Here is an 18,260-nt window from a genome sequence, read left to right as displayed (position 1 = left end):
ACTATCAATACATTGATAGTAGATAGTATATCTCAAGCTCGTTCATAGTGCAGTGTGGTGTATTTCCGCAGGGGAATTTTAGGGTGGCCCCCTATGCGTGTCGAAGGGGGCTGCATGGGGTGTGGGCGTGTGGTGGTGCTGACGGGTGAGTGGTGTGAAAAGCCTTGAGAATATTGGTGTTGTGGGTGATGATGAAGGGAAATGCGGCGGTATGAAGCGGATGCCGTGACATATCGCTTTAGGGGGTAAAGAAGTCTCGGGGGGGTATCTGTTGCCTTAGGTTTCATGGATGGGGCTGAGGCAACGGTGCATTCCTTATTTCCGTGATGCATGGGGTTGAGGAATTGTGCTGCGTCCGCTCCTGGTGCCATGAAGCTCTCGCGGTTCGGCTTGCTGTGCTTGGGCTGGGCCGCCCATGAGATGGGTCGAGGAGAGCGAGTCGCTATGCGCAAGGCAAACAGTTCGGGAACACTATTACGGAAGACGCGTTATTGGTGGCGCGCGTTATTGGGCATGGCGCTGGCCGTGGCCATGCTACTGGCGATGGCGCTGCCCCAAGGCCAATGGAATCTCTTGGGCGCCGAAAAGGCTCAGGCGGCTACCGTGCAGCAAATGTTTGATGCCCTGCCGGACGCCAGCACGGTGCCCAACATGACCGAAGCTCAAAAAGCCCAGGCTCGCAAGAAACTGTTGAATGCGCGGTTGGCATATTGGGGAACACAAGGACCAGATGGTTCGGTGGACACATCTCATGGTGATGCACTCGGTGAAGCGCTGACGGTGTGGCCGGATGGTGTGACTGCTGATGATGTGAAGGATTACATTGATGAGAATTTCACGAAGCCAACTGATTTCGACGGTCAGGCAGGTGGAAGTGTTTGGCCTGAAACCGTATGGTACACAGTCCGCACATGGGGATCTGATTGGCGGAAATTAACGTATACTAATGCATCCGGATTTACGAGCACGGTGTTCCCGAAGTCTGCGGCAGATGTTGTTGAATATTTGGGTTACGAGTGTGTGTCTCAGGCGTGGATTTTGCTGAACAAGCCACTGGATGGGCCACTGTACGGTTACCAGTTATTGCAAAGTATTCAAGGTATACAAATTCTCGATGCTGGTAAATACACAGGATACCAATTTCAGGAGGAAGCATACGAGGCAGTTGCGAAAGCCTCTGGGCGTGATTTGCCTAATCAGCGTCATTTCACAGCTAAAGGTCCATACTGGAAAGTTAAATCAGCTTTTCCGGTTCTAAATTTGCCTGAACATTCGTTCGATTTTAATCTTCCGCGTACTTTTAGTGGAGCCGTTGACTTAAGTAGTACCACACAGTATTTCCCGTATGAGGGATATGTAGTGCGAGGTTCAAAGCCGACCGTTGTAAATATCGATACATTGCTGCAGTGGTATAAGAAAGGCGAAGTTAACCTCAATACAAAGATTGAAATGCCGAATTGGCTATGCAATCCTCTCGGAGCAGGTTGCAGTATGCCGATTGTGGATCCAAGCTTTGCGAAATACGCCAATATTATTCAGGATTATGATGGCGAAGTTACTGATGCAGTGACAACACCAGGTGGGAATGCAATCAGCATGTCAATTCCTGGGAATGGTGCAGATGGCAATTATCAGGAAATGCTGGGGTTCCAGTATGTATATAACTATTATGCCAATACTCAAATGCAATCGAATTCAATTGATTATTATTACCGATTGCATGTGAAGTATCTAAGTGTTATAGATGCTGAGTCGTTGGCTGTTTTATCGGGTTTCCGCTTCATCAAAAAAGATGATGGATCCCAAAAGACACTGCCTGGTGCGGTATTTGAGGTTTATCAAAAAGATGATTCAGGCAACGAGGTAGCACCGCATCAGGCGCAGCGTGATGCCAATGGCAATATTCAATTCGACCAGAATGGCAATATCGAATGGGCCGCTGACAAGATTCAGGTCACTTCCGATGCCAATGGTGAGGTAAAGGTGCCTGATTTGGAGCCGGGCACCTATTATTACCGTGAAATTACCGCTCCGAATGATTATCAGTTGGATTCCACTGAGCATCAAATAACAGTTAACGCTGTATCTGATATTCCGTCTGACATTACTGTACAGAGTGGTTCGACTTCAACTATGAAGACATTGCCGTCTGCGGTGAAATTAAAAACTAATAAAGAGGCAAGAAATACTAGTAGTTGGCTTGTAGCTTTAGACAATAAGTCTCTTATTCTCGACGGCACCACGCTCAACACGTCGAAGGCCTCCGACTATGGCGGCGATGTGTTCGTTGAAAACGATGGCGATGCAATCACTGTTCCTGCCGCTTCGCAGATGCCGGATAAGTACAAGTACCGCGTCATCGGCTACCAGAACAAGGATGATGCGTTAGCTTCCAGGAACGGCAAGGTGGAATACGGCGGTGATGCCGGCGATACGTTGAGCAACGCGGTCAAGTGGGTCAACGACCAGATCACCGACAGCACGCTGGCGGATGTCTCCCCGATTCTGCGTTTGGAGCCGGTGGACAAGGTGGTGGTGGATGATTCGTATCTGACCGGTACCGCGCCCACGGTGACCAACAAGCCCAAGCCCCAGCAGGTCAAGGGTTCGTTCTCGTTTGCCAAGCGTGATGGGGATGAGACGTCGAAGGCGTTGGCTGGTGCCACGTTCCGTCTGTTCGAGTGCAAGGCCGGTGCGGGCAGGTGCGGTACGGGCACGTCCGCCGGTGATGTGATCGATCCGGATGATCCGGGTGACGCTTGGACGCGGGTGGGTTCGGATGTGACGAGCGGCGGTGATGGCTTGGTCACGTTCGATGATCTGGCCAGGCCGGGTGAGTACCGTCTGGTGGAGGTCGCCTCGCCTGCCGGTTATGCGAAGCCTGCTGGTCAGTGGCGTGTGACGTATTCCGATAGGGATGTCGTCGAGCCGAGGATCGAGTCGGTGGGTGAGGCGCCGGCGTTCTTCACGGTGTCGCGTTCGCTGGCTGCTGGCGCGTCCGTGTCCCCTGCGTCCGTTCGTGCGGGCAATTCGATGCTCGCGGTGCCCAATTACAAGACCATCGCAGTGCCGTCCACCGGCGGCCGCGGTCTGATGCTCTTCTCGCTGGCCGGCTTCGGCCTGCTGCTGGCGGGTGTGACTGTGTTGTCCATCGAAGCAAGGAGGCGCGGTTAAGAGAGAAAACCGCGGCGAGGCCGCACATACAAACGTCCATCAATACAAACAGTTGTTGAACACAATGAAGGAGAAGAGATCATGTCTCGTTCAATAAGGAAAAGCTGGGCCGCCGTCGTGGCGGTGCTGGCCATGGTAGTCGGCCTGCTGGGATTCGCGTCCCCGGCGCAGGCCGCCAACGTGACGCCGCAGACCAAGGGCTCGATCACCGTGTCCGAGGTGGAGCAGGGTGTCACCGTGCACGCCTACCAGGTGATCGACATCACCTGGGACGGCACGAACAACCCGACCTACACGTGGGTTGGCTCGGTCGCCACCTGGCTGAGCAGCCAGAACGACTATAAGGGCTACGTGGGCGCCAACAATGCGGTGACCGACACCTACCTGAATGCGGACGCGGCCAAGTTGAAGACGTTCTACAAGCGCGTGGCCGACCACTTCAAGGGTGCGAACGCGCTGACCGAAGCCGGTTCCGCTCAGGCCACTGGCGGTACCACCGGCAATGCTGACGCCACCGCCACCATCGGCAACCTCGGCTTCGGCTCCTACCTCACCGAGGTGACCGGCGGCAAGCGCGACTACCAGCAGAACGTGCTCAACGTGTACCCGAAGTACAATGACGGCACCAAGCAGTGGGAGCTGATCGAGGGCAACGCCGCTGCCAAGAGCACCGTCGCCAACATCGACAAGTCCATCAACGAAGACACCACTCCTCAGGACCATGTGTCCGGCAAGGATGTCGTGAACGCCGATCCCGGCTACGGCACCGACTCCGAAGCCATCGGCAAGGACGTGCGCTTCGACCTGCGCTCCGACGTGCCGGACCTTTCCACCGGCCTTCAGCCGAAGTTCTTCATGGCTGATACCCTGAGCACGGGCCTGACCCTGAAGCCGAGCACCATCGAGGTGTACGGTGTGAATGGCGATAAGGAGACCAAGCTGACCGCCGGCACCGATTACACCGTGACCACTGCGAACGCCACGCGCCCGAACGACAATACTTCGGTGTCCTTCACCATTGACTACGTCTACAACCAGGTGAAGGGCTACGCGAAGGTGCACGTGATCTACAAGGCCACCGTGAACAAGGATGCCGAAATCGGACCGACCGGCAACCCGAACACGCTGGACGTGCTGTGGACCCACAACCCGACCGACGGCTGGCACCAGGAAACCGACAAGGTGAAGGTGTTCACCTACGGTTTGAAGGTCGTCAAGCACGACGAGAACAACCAGCCCATCTCCGGCGCCGAGTTCGCGCTCTCCACCAAGGGCACCACCAACTACTTCAACGTGGTCAAGGAGTCCGATGGCGTATACCGCCTCGCTACTGACACTGATACGGCTGCCAATAAGACCACCACGCTCGCCGTGGACTCCAAGGGCAACCTGACCATCAAGGGTCTTGACGAAGGCGATTACGACCTCACCGAAACCAAGGCTCCGGAGGGCTACGTGAAGCTCACCAGCCCGAAGTCGTTCACCATTGATGACCAGACCGGCAGCCCCACCGCGGAGCACAACGGCCACGTCAAGGATGAAGTCACCACTCTTCCGGGCTACTACCCGGTGACGGTGACCAACTCCAAGACGCCGGAAATGCCGACCACCGGTAGCGTGGGCACGCTCGTGTTTGCCGTGGCTGGCGTACTGCTGGTCGCAGGCGGCCTGCTGCTCGCCCTGACACGCAAGCGTTCCTGACGCCATGCATCAATTCCTCCCCTGACAAGATGCCGGAGTTCTGATCCCCAATACCTCCGGCCCCTGTCAGGGGACCCTTTCACTTCGGCTCCCCGTATCGGGGAGCCTTATTCATACATACGCACATGGGAGAAAACACAATGGGCGCACATACGCGGCGCAAATCATGGAGAGACAGACTCACCGGCCTGTTGGCCGCGGTGCTCGTCATCGCGGGCGTCAGCATTGCCGCCTATCCCAGCGTGGCGGACTGGCTGGCGGACGGCCAGCACGCCACGGTCATCAACTCCTACCAAGGCAAGGTGGACTCGCTCGACCAGGCAGAACGGGACAAGCAGATGGCCGAGGCCCGAAAATACAACGAGAGCCTGGCCGGAGACCCGGTGCATGATCCGTTCATCCCCGGCAGCGGCTACGCATTGCCGGAAAACTACACCAGCGTGCTGAACCCGGACGGCGATGGCGTGATGGGGTACCTCACCATCAAGAAAATCGACGTATACCTGCCCATCTACCACGGCACCAGCGAAGACATCCTCGACAAAGGCGTGGGGCATATGCGCCAGACCGCACTGCCCATCGGTGGCGAGGATCGCCGGCCCGTGCTGACCGGGCACCGAGGGCTGCCCAATGCGGAGCTCTTCACCCGATTGGACGAACTCGACAAAGGGGACGTGTTCACCATCAATGTGCTCGGCAAAACCCTTGCCTACAAGGTGGTGGAGATCAAAACCGTGTTGCCCAGCGAACTCGAGGAACTGCGCGCCGTCAAGGGCCGTGACCTGGTCACCTTGCTCACCTGCACGCCCTACGGTGTGAACACGCATCGACTCTTGGTCACGGGCGAGCGCACCACGCTCGCCGAAGCCAACAAGCCGCAGGAACAGACCATCAGCATCGTGCCGCGAGGCCGCTGGCTGCGCCGAGCCATCATCGCCGGCGTCGTGGTGGTGGCGGCCACCGCCGTCACCCTCGTCTACGTCAAGCGCAAGCCGCGGCGCTGAATCAGCTCCACAGGGCCACGATCACCATATAGATGGCCACCATGTGGCAGGCGTATCCGGCGACGGTGCCGCAGTGGAATATCTCGTGGAAGCCGAAAATGCGCGGCCATGGGTCCGGCCTGCGCAGCGCATAGACGATGGCGCCGGCGATGTAGCAGGCGCCGCCCGCGCACAGCAGGATCACCACGGCAGGGCCCGCATACGGCGACTTCCAGAAGAGCATCATGAACGCCAGGCCATAGATGCCGAAGATGATGTACACCACGGTATACAGCCATCGCGGAGCGTTGATCCAGATCACATGAATGATCAGCGCGATGAGCGTGCACGACCACATCGAAATGATGATGAAGTTGCGCCAGAACGGCTCCAAAGCGAATGAAACCGGCGTATAGGTGCCTGCTATGAGCAGGAAGATGTTCACATGGTCGATGCGGCGCAGCACGTCGGTGACCTTGGGATTCCAATCGCCCAAGTGATAGCAGGCCGAATTGGTGAACAGGATCAGCGAAGCGGTCATGAACACCGCGCACGCCCATTTGAGGCCCGCGCCCTGTGCTAGGCATATCAGCACGATGCCGGCGGCCAGCGATAGGGGAGAAGCCACGGCATGGATCCAACCACGCATGGCCGGCTTCGGCCTGCCATGCACATCCAGACGAACTTTGCGCGCCACCACCGGTGCGATGCCCTCGATTTTCAGCGCGCGGTTCTCGGCTTTGGCAAGTTTCCTGCGTGCCTTTTCCTCGGCTTTGGCCCGTATGGCTTCGGCTTTGAACTGCGCCTTGGCGCGAACTGCATCCGCCCTGGCCTGCATCGCCTGCTCACGGGCTTTGATGGCTGCGGCTCGTTTTTCTTCGATTACCGGGTCTATCTGATGTACTGATGTGCCCCCGATGTGCTCCTGCGCCATAATGCCCCCAACCACTGTATCGAGTGACGAACCATTGCTTACGTTACCGTAACCTACGTTAACGTAAGTTTGCGTATTGTCAATGCCAACCCGCCACTCGGATTCGAACTATGACACAGTCTATTCCTCCCTCGGCTGGGTCTGCCAGTCAAACCCAGCCGAGGGCAACCGGTTGCGTATGATGGTACGCATGGCTGATTTTTCACATATTCTTGCGACCCGTCCGGATTTCGATGACGAGGACCGTGAATGGCTGCATCATCTTGTGGCCGATTGGCAGGTAGTCGCTGACCTGAGTTTCGCTGATCTGCTGTTGCTGGTGCAAAACGGCGACGGCAAGTATGTGGTGGCCGAGCAATGCCGCCCATCAACGGTGATGACGCTTCGTGGCGAGGACGTCGTGGGTGATATCATGCCCGACGACATGACCGGCGAACTGGATGCGGCCATGCAGTCCAGCGTCGTGTTCCGCTCCACCGTGCTGCGCTCGGTCGGCAAGGCCACCGTATGCAACGTGTACGCCCCGGTGCGCCACAACGGCAAGACGCTTGGCCTGGTGGTGCGCGAGACCAATATGGCCACACGTGAATCCAACGGCCGCTACGAATCGGAAAGCATCAACGCCGGCAAGCAGCTCTACGAGATGATTCCACGCGGCCAGTTCCCCTACCAGGATTCCGTGATGAGCCAACGCCACATCGCCCGTGTGGCTGACAGCTTCATCATCCTGACCATCGACGGCGTGGTGCGTTACGCCTCGCCCAACGCCATTAGCTGCTTCAGGCGTTTGGGCCTGCTCAATACGATGCCCGGCCAGTATCTGAGCGAACTGGGCACCCAGCTGCTCAAGGAGAACGATCCGGTTCCCGAAACCCTGCCGCTGGTGCTCGCCGGCAAGGCAGCCGTCGACTCCGAGCTCAACGCCAACCGTTCCGCGGTCTCGATGCGCTCGCTGCCGCTGTACGACAACAATGGTCGCGTCGGCGCCATCATCCTGTGCCGTGATGTGACCGAGCTGCGCCGCCGTGAAAAGGAGCTGCAGACCAAGAACGCCACGATCTCCGAGATCCACCATCGCGTGAAGAACAATCTGCAGGCAGTCTCTGCATTGCTGCGGCTCCAGGCGCGCAAGACCAAGTCCGAAGAGGTCAAGAAGGAGCTGCAGGAGGCGCAGCGCCGCGTGCAGACCATTGCCATGGTGCACGAGGGCCTGAGCCAGACCGCGGACGAGATCGTGGACTTCGACAAGGTGATCTCGAACCTGCTGCGCATGGCGGTGGACCTGGCCACGATGAAGGACCAGCAGATCAACGTGAACTTCATGGGCAAGTTCGGCATGATGCCGGCCCAGGATGCCACGCCGCTCTCGCTGGTGCTGACCGAGCTCATCACCAACTCGGTGGAGCACGGCTTCGAAGGCCGCAAGGAAGGCAACATCACCATTTCCGTAGGCCGTTCCGGCCCCAACCTCAACGTGGTGGTGGAGGATGACGGCACCGGCCTCGGCTCCGAGGAGCATGGCGGCATGGCGCGCTCCTCCGGATCGGGCCTGGGCACGCAGATCATCAACACGTTCGTGACCAACGATTTCGGCGGTTCCGTGCATTGGGAGCCTCGCCGCGAAGGCGGCACCCGCGTGGTGCTCGACATGAAGCTGCGCGCCGCTCAAGAGGAATGATCCGCCCGTGCGCCGGCTCCCTTCCTTTTTGAGGGGAGCCGTCAGCATAGCGGCTGGGGGCAGTCCCACCCAACAAAGAAACCCTCCCGACCGGGGAGGGTTTCTTGCATAAGCGATAAATACCGCGAGTTATCAGATTTGCATCTGCATGGCCTGCGAACGGCGGGCGCGCATGGCGCGGCGCTTCAAGGCGCGACGCTCATCCTCGCTCAAGCCGCCCCAGACGCCGTAATCCTGGTTGGTGTCCAACGCGCACTTCAGGCAGGCGTCAATCACCTTGCAGGTACGGCACACGGCCTTGGCCTCTTCAATTTGCTGGTATGCGGCACCGGTGTTGCCCACCGGGAAGAACAGTTCCGGATCCTTATCGCGACATGCGGCCTTGGCTCGCCAATCAAAAGCGCTGCTCATTGCTTGCCTCCCTTAAAAGCCACGTGGCTGTTGGTATTCCTTGATTCCTACACTAGGAAACCACGAACCGTGTTCATTTTCAAGAGGTTTCACTGAGAAAATACGCTTATTTCATGATGCGCATTGCATGAGTCGCGCTGAAACGCCGGCGATGAGCACCGCGCGGCCGGGGATGTCGAAATCGTCGGCCGACAGCGAGGCCAAGAGCGCCGAGGGAACGCCCGCCATCAGATCAGCCGTTTTCTCCCCGGAGGGAAACACGATTCTGGTGGAGCAATGTTCGGGAACGCGCACATGCCGCATCGAGGAGACGGCGAACACCACACTGATGGATGGGTCGGCAAGGGCCTCACGGAAAGCCATGGCATGCCTATCGGTAAGAAACGGGTCGAAAAGCCCGTCCGCGTCATCCACCAGCCAGAGCAGTCTCGGCGGCGTGGGCGCTGCGCTCTGAACCGTATACGTCGCACCGCGGCGGATGGTTTGCGTGTGCCAGACGCCATGCGCGGGTTGGCTGATTCGCACCATAATGCCGTCGATGTCATGAATCTGATTGGCGATGGTATCCAGCACAGTGCTTTTCCCGCGGCCGTGGCCGCCGATAATGCCGACATTGCCCCGCGCCAGATCTATGGTCGCCGCGTTGACGTCGATGCCATTATCGGCCAAGCCGATCCACACCTGTTCGAGATGCTCGGATGCCTGCCGTCGCGGCTGCACTGCTGTGGGCAGGGGAGCGGAGAACAATTTCGGAGCGGAATCCATTGCCAGGAAGCGCGCGGCATACGTGATATTGCGATTCATGCCGGCGATATCGCCGATAGGGGAGCAGCGCAATGCCCGCACCTGCTCACCGTCATTGCAATATGCGGCACCGGGCATTGCTGGGCTGAGGCGGGCGGCGCGGCCATCGCCCAGCAATTCGGCCGACTGCAATGCATCGCGTACGCGCAGGCAGATGTTCAACGCCATGTTCGCCTTCATGTCGGTGCCGACCTGCCCCATCGGATTCTGCGTGCAGGCGATGAGGTGCATGCCGAGCGAACGGCCAAGCGAGGCGATGCGCACCAGACGGTTGATGTAATCCGGCAATTGGTCTTTGAGCGCGTGAAACTCGTCGATGACCACGACCAGGCGAGGCGGAGGGGCGGGAAGAGCGTCGATATACGCGGCGCGATGCTTGGCGGTGAGCCATTCCCGGCGAGTCAATTCCGCTTCCAAGGCGCGCAACGCGCGGGAGGCGTGCGCCAGATTCAGATCGGATACGCTGCCCGCGCAATGGGGCAGCTGTTCCAGGGCATGGAAGGCCGACCCGCCTTTGAAATCCAGGAACACGAACTGCAGACGGTCAGGGCCATTGTGCACGGCGAGGGCCAGGCACCAGCTTTGCAGCAATACCGACTTGCCGGAACCTGTCGTTCCCGCCACCAGCGCGTGCGGCCCATGCTTGCGCAGGTCCAGGGCGAACGGTCGACGGTCCGCCGCCATGCCGACCGGCACCTCCCATTGTGCATCGCCGGACCAATGCCTGACGATGGTCCGCCATGGCAATGGGTCGACGTGCAGGAGCTGCTCCAACGGCATGGCGTCGATGCCGGGGAACACCGCCGTACCGGATTGTCCGGCATCGACGCCAGCGGCGGGGTCCACGGCCTGGCCATGCGCCGCTGGCCGGTCGGCGGGCCTCCGTGCGGGCGGCGCATCGCTTCCCTCCGGTTGCATGGCCGGCAATGAGACCAGCACCGAAGCCAGACAGCCCACCGCTCCGGGCACTATCATCAGCGCATACATCCAGTGGCCCTGCGCCAGCATGATGGCGATCATCATGATCTGCGCCACCAGAGGCGCCGCCATGGCGAATGCCATCATCCGCGCACGCCATTGCGCGGATGGGCGGAACCGGCGCGCGCGGGTCCGCCCATCCCGCATGCGCGGATTGCGATGCGTGCCGTCTCTTCGTCGCGATGCTGCCATAGGACCAGCGTGAACGAAGACGCATGGCATTGGCAAGCCGGAACGGGGTATGTGGTTCCAGCTTATGAAGTTATCCACAATCTTGGGGAGCGTGAGGCATAAGAGGCGTCGATCAATGAAAAGGCGACGATGCGACGATGTCAGCCTTCGGCCAGCGTGCCCACCACGCCCGCGGCATGGGTGCCGGACGCCAGCTGGCTGAACAATGCGGTGTTCTTCTGATCGTCAAGCAGCACGGAGGAGCCCACGCCGTCGACGTAATAATCGGGATCGGACCAATACACGCTGCCGGAGATGCCTTTGGAGCCGGTGGCGTCCTTGAACGCCAACGCCATGTCGAGCAGCGACATCGGGGAGGCCTTCTCGTCGACGGACAGCGCACTCAGACCGGCCTCTCCCACAGCCATGACCCTCTTGGGGTTGGTGAGCGTCTCCTTGCTGGAGGCCTTCTTCACCACGGCGGCGATGACCTGACGCTGGCGTTCGTTGCGGCCGAAATCACCGTTGGCGTCGGAATAACGCATGCGGGAGAACGCCAAGGCGACGCTGCCATTGGCGTTATGGCAGCCCGCCTGCCAGTTCAGACCGGAATATACGTCGTTCACATCCTGGTCATAGCACAGCTGCACGCCACCCAGGGCGTCGACCACCTGCTCCAGGCCGCCGAACTTGATCTGCGCCACATGATCGATCTTCTGGCCGGTGATGTCCTCGACCTGCTGCACCAGGACCTTCCTGCCCAGCAATTGCGCCACGGCGTTGATCTTCATGTACTGGTCGTCGATCTGCCTCAGCGAGTCTCGTGGAATCGAGATCAGCGAACTGGGGCCGCTCTTGGGCTTGGTGAGCACCAGAATCGTGTCCGTGCGGAAACCGGTGACATCGCTGTTCGGGTCATCTCGCTCGTCGGAGCCGAGAATCAGCCAGGTGGAGGCCGGCGTGTCGGCGGCGCCTGTCAACCAATCGGTTTTATTGAGCCGGCTGTTCACCCACCCCCAGGCGCCGAAGACGGACAACGCCAGCAGCGCGGCCACCAACGCGAATGCGCATGCGGCGATCCTGCCGGCGCTGGGGCGCTTGGCATGGGGGCGCTCCACGGCGGCGGCCGCAGCGCCTCGGCCTGCGGTCAGGGCGGAGGTGAAGCCATGTTGCGCTCGAAGGACGGATGCCGCATCGGCGGAGGGCTGGCGAACCGCATTGCGCGAAGAACCCGAGGAACGTCGTGCCTGGGCTGGCGCGATGCTCCTCGGCGCCGCGTCCTGCCCCGAGGAGGCGGAGGAGCGGCGTCTTGCGGCGTTGGGGGAAAACGCCGGAGGCGTCGACGGGGCGCCTGCGGCGGAGGCGCGGCGGGATGCGGGAGGCGCGAACGACGCCGGCATCTCCTGATCCGCCGCGTTCACGGCGCGATGCGGTCGATATTGCGGCACCGATGCGCGTGCGGCGTTCACCGCGGAGGAAGGTATCTGGGCGGAAGGCCTGGTGCGACGATTTGCCGGAGGAGCAAAGCTAGGCGGATTGATGTGCTGATCCGCTTCACCTGATTCCTGCGTCATGCAAAATCCTCCTGATGTCGTCGCGTGTCTGAATGACACTTTGGCACAGCGCCTGCCGGCGATGGCGGGGCTGTGTTGTTCCTACGCAGGAACGGCACATACTCGCTGGTTCGGGGCCTGGCCGGAGATGCCGCACGCCGTCGGTTCGCGATGCGGCATTGGTCGCGGCATCACACAAGACAGATGCTCTTATAGCACAATCTCCGGCAAATAAGGGTATTGACACGAGAAGTAATTTGACAAACTCCAAGTGGCATGTGTGTAATTTAGGCGTATGAAAAAGCTCAAAGGCAAGGAGGATCGCATGTGGGGTGTGATCGACGATTCCGCCGAAGAGCCATTGCAGGAATTATGGGGGCTGTTCCATCCGGACGGTGACGTGTCATGGCAGCATAAGGCGCTGTGCGCGCAAACCGATCCGGAAGCGTTCTTCCCAGAAAAAGGCGGTTCCACGCGAGACGCCAAGCGGGTATGCGCCAAATGCGAGGTGCGCGAACAATGCCTGAAATGGGCCATAGACCATGATGAGCGTTTCGGCATCTGGGGTGGCATGAGCGAGCGTGAACGCCGCCGTTACAAGAAGGAGCATCGAGAACAGGCATAGCCTGCTCGGTGCGCAGTGCCCGGTGCGGGCGGCGAGCCGTGCGCATACACAACCCCTTCAAGGTTCATGCGTACACTGGGAGTTTATGAGTTCAACAGCGAATAACGATATCCATAATGCATTGGCCAACGCCATGGCCGCGCGGCCGTATACGCATCGGCAGGATGTGGATGCCGGGGTGACGGCCGTGATCACTGTTGAAGATGACACGCGATTCCTCGAATCCACGTTGCACGCGGTGCTGACGCAAAGCATATTGCCCGGTGTGATCGTCATCGCCGATGCGTCAGGGCGCACCACCCAATCGGTGAAAACCTCGTTCGAGGTCATTCCCTCGCCTTCCGGCCCGGTGCTGCGGGTGCCTCAGGCCAAACAGGTCAGCATCCAGATCGTGCGGGCCAAGGGGGCGCGCTCCTTCGGCGATGCCGTGACCAAGGCCGTGACCAAGGCCGAACTCAATTCCTCCACCAGGGCGCTCTGGCTGTTGCATGACGACTCCCGCCCATCGGATTCCCTATGCCTGGAGCATCTGCTGGAGGCATGGCGCAATGCCCCCGGCGCCAGCATCCTGGGATGCAAGCAATGCGATTGGGAAGGCGAACGGCTGCATGAGGTCGGCATGTACGCCGGCAGGCATGCCGTGCATTCCCTGGTCGTCGACGGCGAACCGGACCAGGAGCAGTACGATGGCCGCCAGGATGTATTCGCGGTCTCCCTGGCCGGCGCCCTGATTTCATTCGATGAGTTCAAACGCCTCAAACTCAACCCGTGGATGACCACCTACAGCGAATCCGTGGACTTCTGCCGGCGCGTATGCCTCAACGGTGGCCGAGTGGTCGTGGTGCCGAAAGCGGAGATCTCCCACCGCCGTGCCCGTTACGAAGGCATCCGCAGCCACAACGGTGAAGCGCTCGAGCATGAACACGCCAGAAGCGCCGCCATGGGCATCGCGCGCTCGCAGCAGCGCTACTTCTACACCGATATCCATATGTCCGTGTGGGTCGTGACCTGGCTGTGGCGTCTGATCCGCAGCTTCGGCATGACCTTCGCCCTGCTGTTCCGCAAACGGCCCTATCAGGCGTTGATTCAATTATGCTTGCCCTGGCTGGCGTTGACCTCCATTCCCAGGGCGATTGGTTCCCGCGCTCTGGTGGCACGGCAAAGCAAGGTGCCGCTCTCCTCGCTGCAGGTGCTTTCCGCGGACCGGCAGCAGATCCGCCAGTTCCATGAACGTCGTGAGGCATTCCGAGCCCAGCAGGGCGTCGTGCTGCTGAGCCCGCTGGAACGCGCGCATCTGCGTAAGCGTCTGATCCGCCGATGGGTGGCGGCCTTGTGCATGGCGCTGGTCGCGTTCCTGGCCGTGGCATTGCTGTATTGGCCGGTATTCAAGAACGTGTTCTCCGACGGGTCGCTGTATTCGAACCAGCTGCTGCCCACCGGGGCGAGTTTCGCTCAGCTGGTCCAATCCGCCACCACGCTCTGGGTCTTCGGGGCCGGCACCGGCATCCCGGCTCCGCCCACGCCATGGCTGATGGTGCTGATGGTGTCCTCGTTGGCCACATGGGGCCATGTCGGCGCCGCCTTGGCGTTGATCCTGTTTGCGGCGGCCCCCCTGAGCGCATTGTCGTTCTGGGCGCTCGCGGGCATCTTCACCCGTTCCGACGTGGTACGTGTGCTGGGAGGGCTGCTATGGGCTTCCACCGGCATGATGTTCGGCTGGCATGCGCAGGCGAACCTGCCCATGCTGACGGTTCTGGTGTTCATGCCGGCCGCGTTTGCCTTCGTGTTCCGTGCGGTAGGCATGTATCACACGGAAGACCCGTTGAAGCCGCGCACCTCGGTGCAGGCCGCGGCCATTTCCGCATTGTGCTTCATCCCCGTGGTGGCCGCCGAACCACAGCTGTTGCTCGCTTTGGTCGTGGCGTTCCTCGCGTTCCTGATGTTCGTGAGGCGCAAGCGCGCCGCACTGCTGCTCATTCCTGTACCCGCGGCCTTCACCGTGGCCCCTACGCTGGTCAATGCCGTTCGCTACTGGGGCGAAGGCGCATGGAGACAGCTCTTCGGTGACATCATGGTGCCTTCCACGGCGGCCAACGGTTCGCCGGCCGCGCTCAGCTTGTTCGAGTCCACGAAGCGCGCGCTGGGTTGGGATCCGGCATCCATGCAAGCGGTGGACATCGCGCTCGCCGTATTGCTGTCGGTTTTCACGATTCTGGCGATCGTCTCGCTGGTGCTGCCGTTCGCGTTGCGCGCATCACGGCTGATGTGGGTGCTGATCGTCTGCGGAGCGTTGCTATCCATAGTCTCCGGCCGTGTGGCCATCGCCGTCGACTCCGATGGGGTCATCGCAGGTTCGGCGCAGCCGGGCAACCTGCTGATGATCATGGGGTTCCTCGCCTGCACCTGCCTGGTGGCGGGCGGGGCGGTGAAACGGTTCCATCCGTTGCATATCTCCGCCTCCCAGATTCCAAGCGAGAACCAAGCCATCGCCGAACGCACTCGGCGGCTGATCGTCTCCGGGCGTATCGTCCTGGCCTGCGTATTGGCGGCCTGCGTCGCCATCCAATGCTGGTATGGCCTGGAACGCCATCGCGATGAAGGGCTGTCCGTCACCGAGACGGGGCTGCCCATGGTCACCACCGATTATCTTGCATCCGGCGCGGATCATCGCGTCCTGGCCATCAGCGCGCAAACCCGCAACGCGGTCGACTATTCGGTGATGCGCACCTCCCGCGGCGATCTGATCGACAGCTCTCCGATCGCACGCGTCCGTCTGCTGGACGGCGAGCATGACGAGATCGATCAGAAGCTCGCCAAGGCCGCCGCCTCACTGCTGTCCAATCCGGACGAGCAAGCCATAACGGATATCAGCAACCTCGGATTCGGAGGCATCTATGTGGCCGCCAACGGCCAGGCCAGCACCGCGGGCTCTCCGTATGAGCAGCTGAGCGCCAATATCGCCGCATCCAACGGCACACAATCCTTGGTGTCCACGGATGAGGGAAGCTACTACCGTCTTACCCTGCAGAACGTGGACGAGCAGAACGTGGATACATCATGGCAGCGGCGCACGCAGCAGAGTGCATGGCGATACGCCTGGCTGGCCTGCCTGTCGGTCATCATGATCTTCTATTGCCTGGTCGCCGTGCCGCGCAGGAAGCTGACCGACGGATTGGAGGAGGAAGCATGAGCAAGCATATTACCGCCGGAGCAAGGCGCGTGACCAATATTGTGCTTGGCGCCATCACCACCGTCGTTCTCGTGGCGGCCTTGGTGGCGTTGTTCATCATTCCCGGGCCCCGATCCTGGACGGATTCCGTGGCTGCCACCGATGACGCCATGGACCAGACCGTGAGCCCCACGCAGGCTCAGACCTATTGCCCGGCCCCCATGGGTTTGGTGGACACCGGCACCTATGGCGACAGCGAGTTCCAGGTTTCCACCGGCAATCTGAGCACCAAAGCACGGTACGCCTCGTTCGGCTCGGTATACACCTCCACGGTTTCCGCCCTGGGGCGGGATTCAAGCTCCGGCAACCTCACCCTGAAAGACAACGATCTGACCGATGACGCCGATGTGAAAACCGGCGAGCAGGATGTCGACGCCTCCCGTCTGATGGACACCCATATGCTGCAGGCATCCGCTGGAACCGGCAGTGTGGGGTCTATCGCCTCATGGGCCGATACCGGCGACCTCAAAGGCGTATCCGCGGCATCCTGCGTGGCCACCGCCTTGAGCCAGTCGTTCCTCCTCGCGGGAAGCTCGACCGGCACCACGCAGCAGCTGATCGTGGCCAACCCCTCGACCAAGCCAACCACGGTCGACCTGTCGATCTGGGGGTCGAAGCAATCCGGGAAGATGGCGCTGTCAACGCAGTCCTCGCTCACCATCCCCGCCGAGGGGGAATCCTCGTTGGATCTGGCCGCATCGGTGGCCGACCAGGACGGACTGTTCGTCACGGTCTCCAGCAAGGAAACGCCTATCGCCGCCGTGGTGCGCACCGTGGTGATGGATGGCCTCACCTCCAAGGGGTCGGATTTCGCCCTGCCACTGGCCGCTTCCTCGAACACGTCCGTGATTCCCTCGGTCAGTGATTCCGATGCCGTCACCGCATACCTGTTCGCCCATTCCGATACCAATACGGAACTGTCGTGGATCACCGCACATGGCTTGGTCCATGCCAAGGATGTTGCGATCAAGGCCGGCCAAGTGGAGGTCGTCGATTTGGGGTCGGCACCCAAGGAGGCCCTTGGCGTGATGTCCACCGCCGAAGACAAGCTCTCGCTGAGCATCAAGGCAAGCCGCTCCGGAGACGATCAGCAGGCCGACTTCGCCCTGATGAACGCCGCCGCCCCGGCCCGGTTCTCCGCGATGAGCGTCCCTGATGGCGTATCCGCTGCGATAACCGTGGCCAATGCGTCCAATGCCGAGCAGCATATTACGATTCATGGTTTCGATGCCCAGGGCAATGCCGTGGGCAGCAAGGACATCACGCTTGGCGCCAACGCCGCCCAAAGCATCGACGCCGATGATTTCAATGGGGAGGACGCCCACGCCGTCATCTTCATGATGGAGGATGAATCCAGCAAGGTTGGTTGGAGCATCCGGCTCACCCACGACAATCTCGGTGATGGCAAGGTCGCGGGACTCGCATCCGTTGAATCCGTCTCCCTGATGCCGGCCACGGCTCATGTATGGGCGCGCAGCAACGCGGCGATCGTGCGTTGACCGGCGATCACATGCCCCAATCGGGGTCGATCTCCTCGGGCCGCCTGCCATAGAGCTCGGCCACACGTGAAACCACCTCGTCGCGTATGGCAAGCTGCAGTTCCAGTTTGGTCGGCGCTTCGGTCTGCATCGGCAGACGATACAACACCACGCGTGCGGGTATGCCATGGGACGCCGGGAAGCATTGCGACGTCATGTTCGGTTCGGTCTGCCACGGCACCGGATCCGAAGGCGGCACATCCTCCACGGCGAATTGCAGCGGTCGAATCAACTCCGGCCAGGCATCGTTGAGCCTGCGTATCTGTGCGGCCACCATATCGTCGAACATTCCGGTGCGCGTGCGGTATCGGGGCATGCGAATGCCGAACATAGGGGTGCGCATGCCCCTGCCATGACGGTTCCTGTAGACTCTGGCGTTCCATGGTGGTTGAAGCATGCCTCCCACCATAGGCCAAGGCGAAGGCAATATGCGCTAGGATTGGTGCATTGGGGTTGCTTCGTCAGCGAGGAGGACACGACG

The 18,260-nt window shown here is 60.5% G+C and carries 12 protein-coding genes; 7 read left to right on the top strand and 5 right to left on the bottom strand.

Going from position 1 to position 18,260, the window contains the following annotated elements; all coding sequences use genetic code 11:
* Window positions 1–444 precede the first annotated feature (444 nt).
* The 3 genes from F7D08_RS04565 (at window position 445) to F7D08_RS04555 (ending at window position 5,879) form a co-directional block, all read left to right on the top strand.
* Complete coding sequence (locus tag F7D08_RS04565) at window positions 445–3,174, top strand: SpaA isopeptide-forming pilin-related protein (protein WP_152209497.1); 2,730 nt, start codon at window positions 445–447, stop codon at window positions 3,172–3,174.
* An 81-nt stretch (window positions 3,175–3,255) separates the two neighbouring features.
* Window positions 3,256–4,875, top strand: a complete 1,620-nt coding sequence (locus F7D08_RS04560; protein WP_152209496.1) for a SpaH/EbpB family LPXTG-anchored major pilin — start codon at window positions 3,256–3,258, stop codon at window positions 4,873–4,875.
* 125 nt (window positions 4,876–5,000) lie between these two features.
* Entirely contained in the window at window positions 5,001–5,879 is an 879-nt protein-coding gene (locus F7D08_RS04555; protein WP_226803372.1) for a class C sortase, read from the top strand.
* A gap of 1 nt (window position 5,880) precedes the next feature.
* Here the strand turns inward: F7D08_RS04555 and trhA are convergent, their stop codons facing one another.
* Complete coding sequence (gene trhA / locus F7D08_RS04550) at window positions 5,881–6,792, bottom strand: PAQR family membrane homeostasis protein TrhA (protein WP_152209495.1); 912 nt, start codon at window positions 6,790–6,792, stop codon at window positions 5,881–5,883.
* A 190-nt stretch (window positions 6,793–6,982) separates the two neighbouring features.
* Here trhA and F7D08_RS04545 point away from each other — a divergent pair, with 190 nt between their 5' ends.
* Window positions 6,983–8,470 (top strand): sensor histidine kinase, encoded by a 1,488-nt coding sequence (locus tag F7D08_RS04545; RefSeq protein WP_152209494.1) that lies wholly within the window; start codon window positions 6,983–6,985, stop codon window positions 8,468–8,470.
* 132 nt (window positions 8,471–8,602) lie between these two features.
* On the opposite strand, the gene F7D08_RS04540 is transcribed toward F7D08_RS04545, so the two are convergent.
* From F7D08_RS04540 to F7D08_RS04530, 3 genes are all read right to left on the bottom strand, one after another.
* Window positions 8,603–8,881 carry a WhiB family transcriptional regulator gene (locus tag F7D08_RS04540; protein WP_003835265.1) on the bottom strand — a complete coding sequence of 93 codons (279 nt, stop codon included), beginning with the start codon at window positions 8,879–8,881 and terminating at the stop codon, window positions 8,603–8,605.
* A gap of 111 nt (window positions 8,882–8,992) precedes the next feature.
* Window positions 8,993–10,855 carry an FtsK/SpoIIIE domain-containing protein gene (locus F7D08_RS04535; RefSeq protein WP_404979651.1) on the bottom strand — a complete coding sequence of 621 codons (1,863 nt, stop codon included), beginning with the start codon at window positions 10,853–10,855 and terminating at the stop codon, window positions 8,993–8,995.
* A gap of 140 nt (window positions 10,856–10,995) precedes the next feature.
* The gene (locus F7D08_RS04530) at window positions 10,996–12,408 is read right to left on the bottom strand and encodes an LCP family protein (RefSeq protein ID WP_152209493.1); all 1,413 of its coding nucleotides are present in this window, start codon (window positions 12,406–12,408) and stop codon (window positions 10,996–10,998) included.
* Between the two features lie 304 nt (window positions 12,409–12,712).
* Between F7D08_RS04530 and F7D08_RS04525 the strand changes: the two genes are divergently transcribed.
* The 3 genes from F7D08_RS04525 to F7D08_RS04515 all read left to right on the top strand — a co-directional run bounded on the left by F7D08_RS04525 (window position 12,713) and on the right by F7D08_RS04515 (window position 17,740).
* Window positions 12,713–13,012: a WhiB family transcriptional regulator gene (locus F7D08_RS04525; protein WP_100494286.1), complete on the top strand. Its 300-nt coding sequence runs from the start codon at window positions 12,713–12,715 to the stop codon at window positions 13,010–13,012.
* 85 nt (window positions 13,013–13,097) lie between these two features.
* Entirely contained in the window at window positions 13,098–16,202 is a 3,105-nt protein-coding gene (locus F7D08_RS04520; RefSeq protein WP_152209492.1) for a glycosyltransferase family 2 protein, read from the top strand.
* Complete coding sequence (locus F7D08_RS04515; RefSeq protein WP_152209491.1) at window positions 16,199–17,740, top strand: DUF5719 family protein; 1,542 nt, start codon at window positions 16,199–16,201, stop codon at window positions 17,738–17,740. The genes F7D08_RS04520 and F7D08_RS04515 overlap by 4 nt, the downstream gene beginning before the upstream one ends.
* A gap of 7 nt (window positions 17,741–17,747) precedes the next feature.
* Here the strand turns inward: F7D08_RS04515 and F7D08_RS04510 are convergent, their stop codons facing one another.
* The gene (locus F7D08_RS04510; protein WP_193316190.1) at window positions 17,748–18,176 is read right to left on the bottom strand and encodes a metallopeptidase family protein; all 429 of its coding nucleotides are present in this window, start codon (window positions 18,174–18,176) and stop codon (window positions 17,748–17,750) included.
* Window positions 18,177–18,260: the final 84 nt, after the last annotated feature.

The organism is Bifidobacterium cebidarum (assembly GCF_009193305.1).
Classification (GTDB): domain Bacteria; phylum Actinomycetota; class Actinomycetes; order Actinomycetales; family Bifidobacteriaceae; genus Bifidobacterium; species Bifidobacterium cebidarum.
This window is presented reverse-complemented; position numbering and strand designations above follow the sequence as displayed.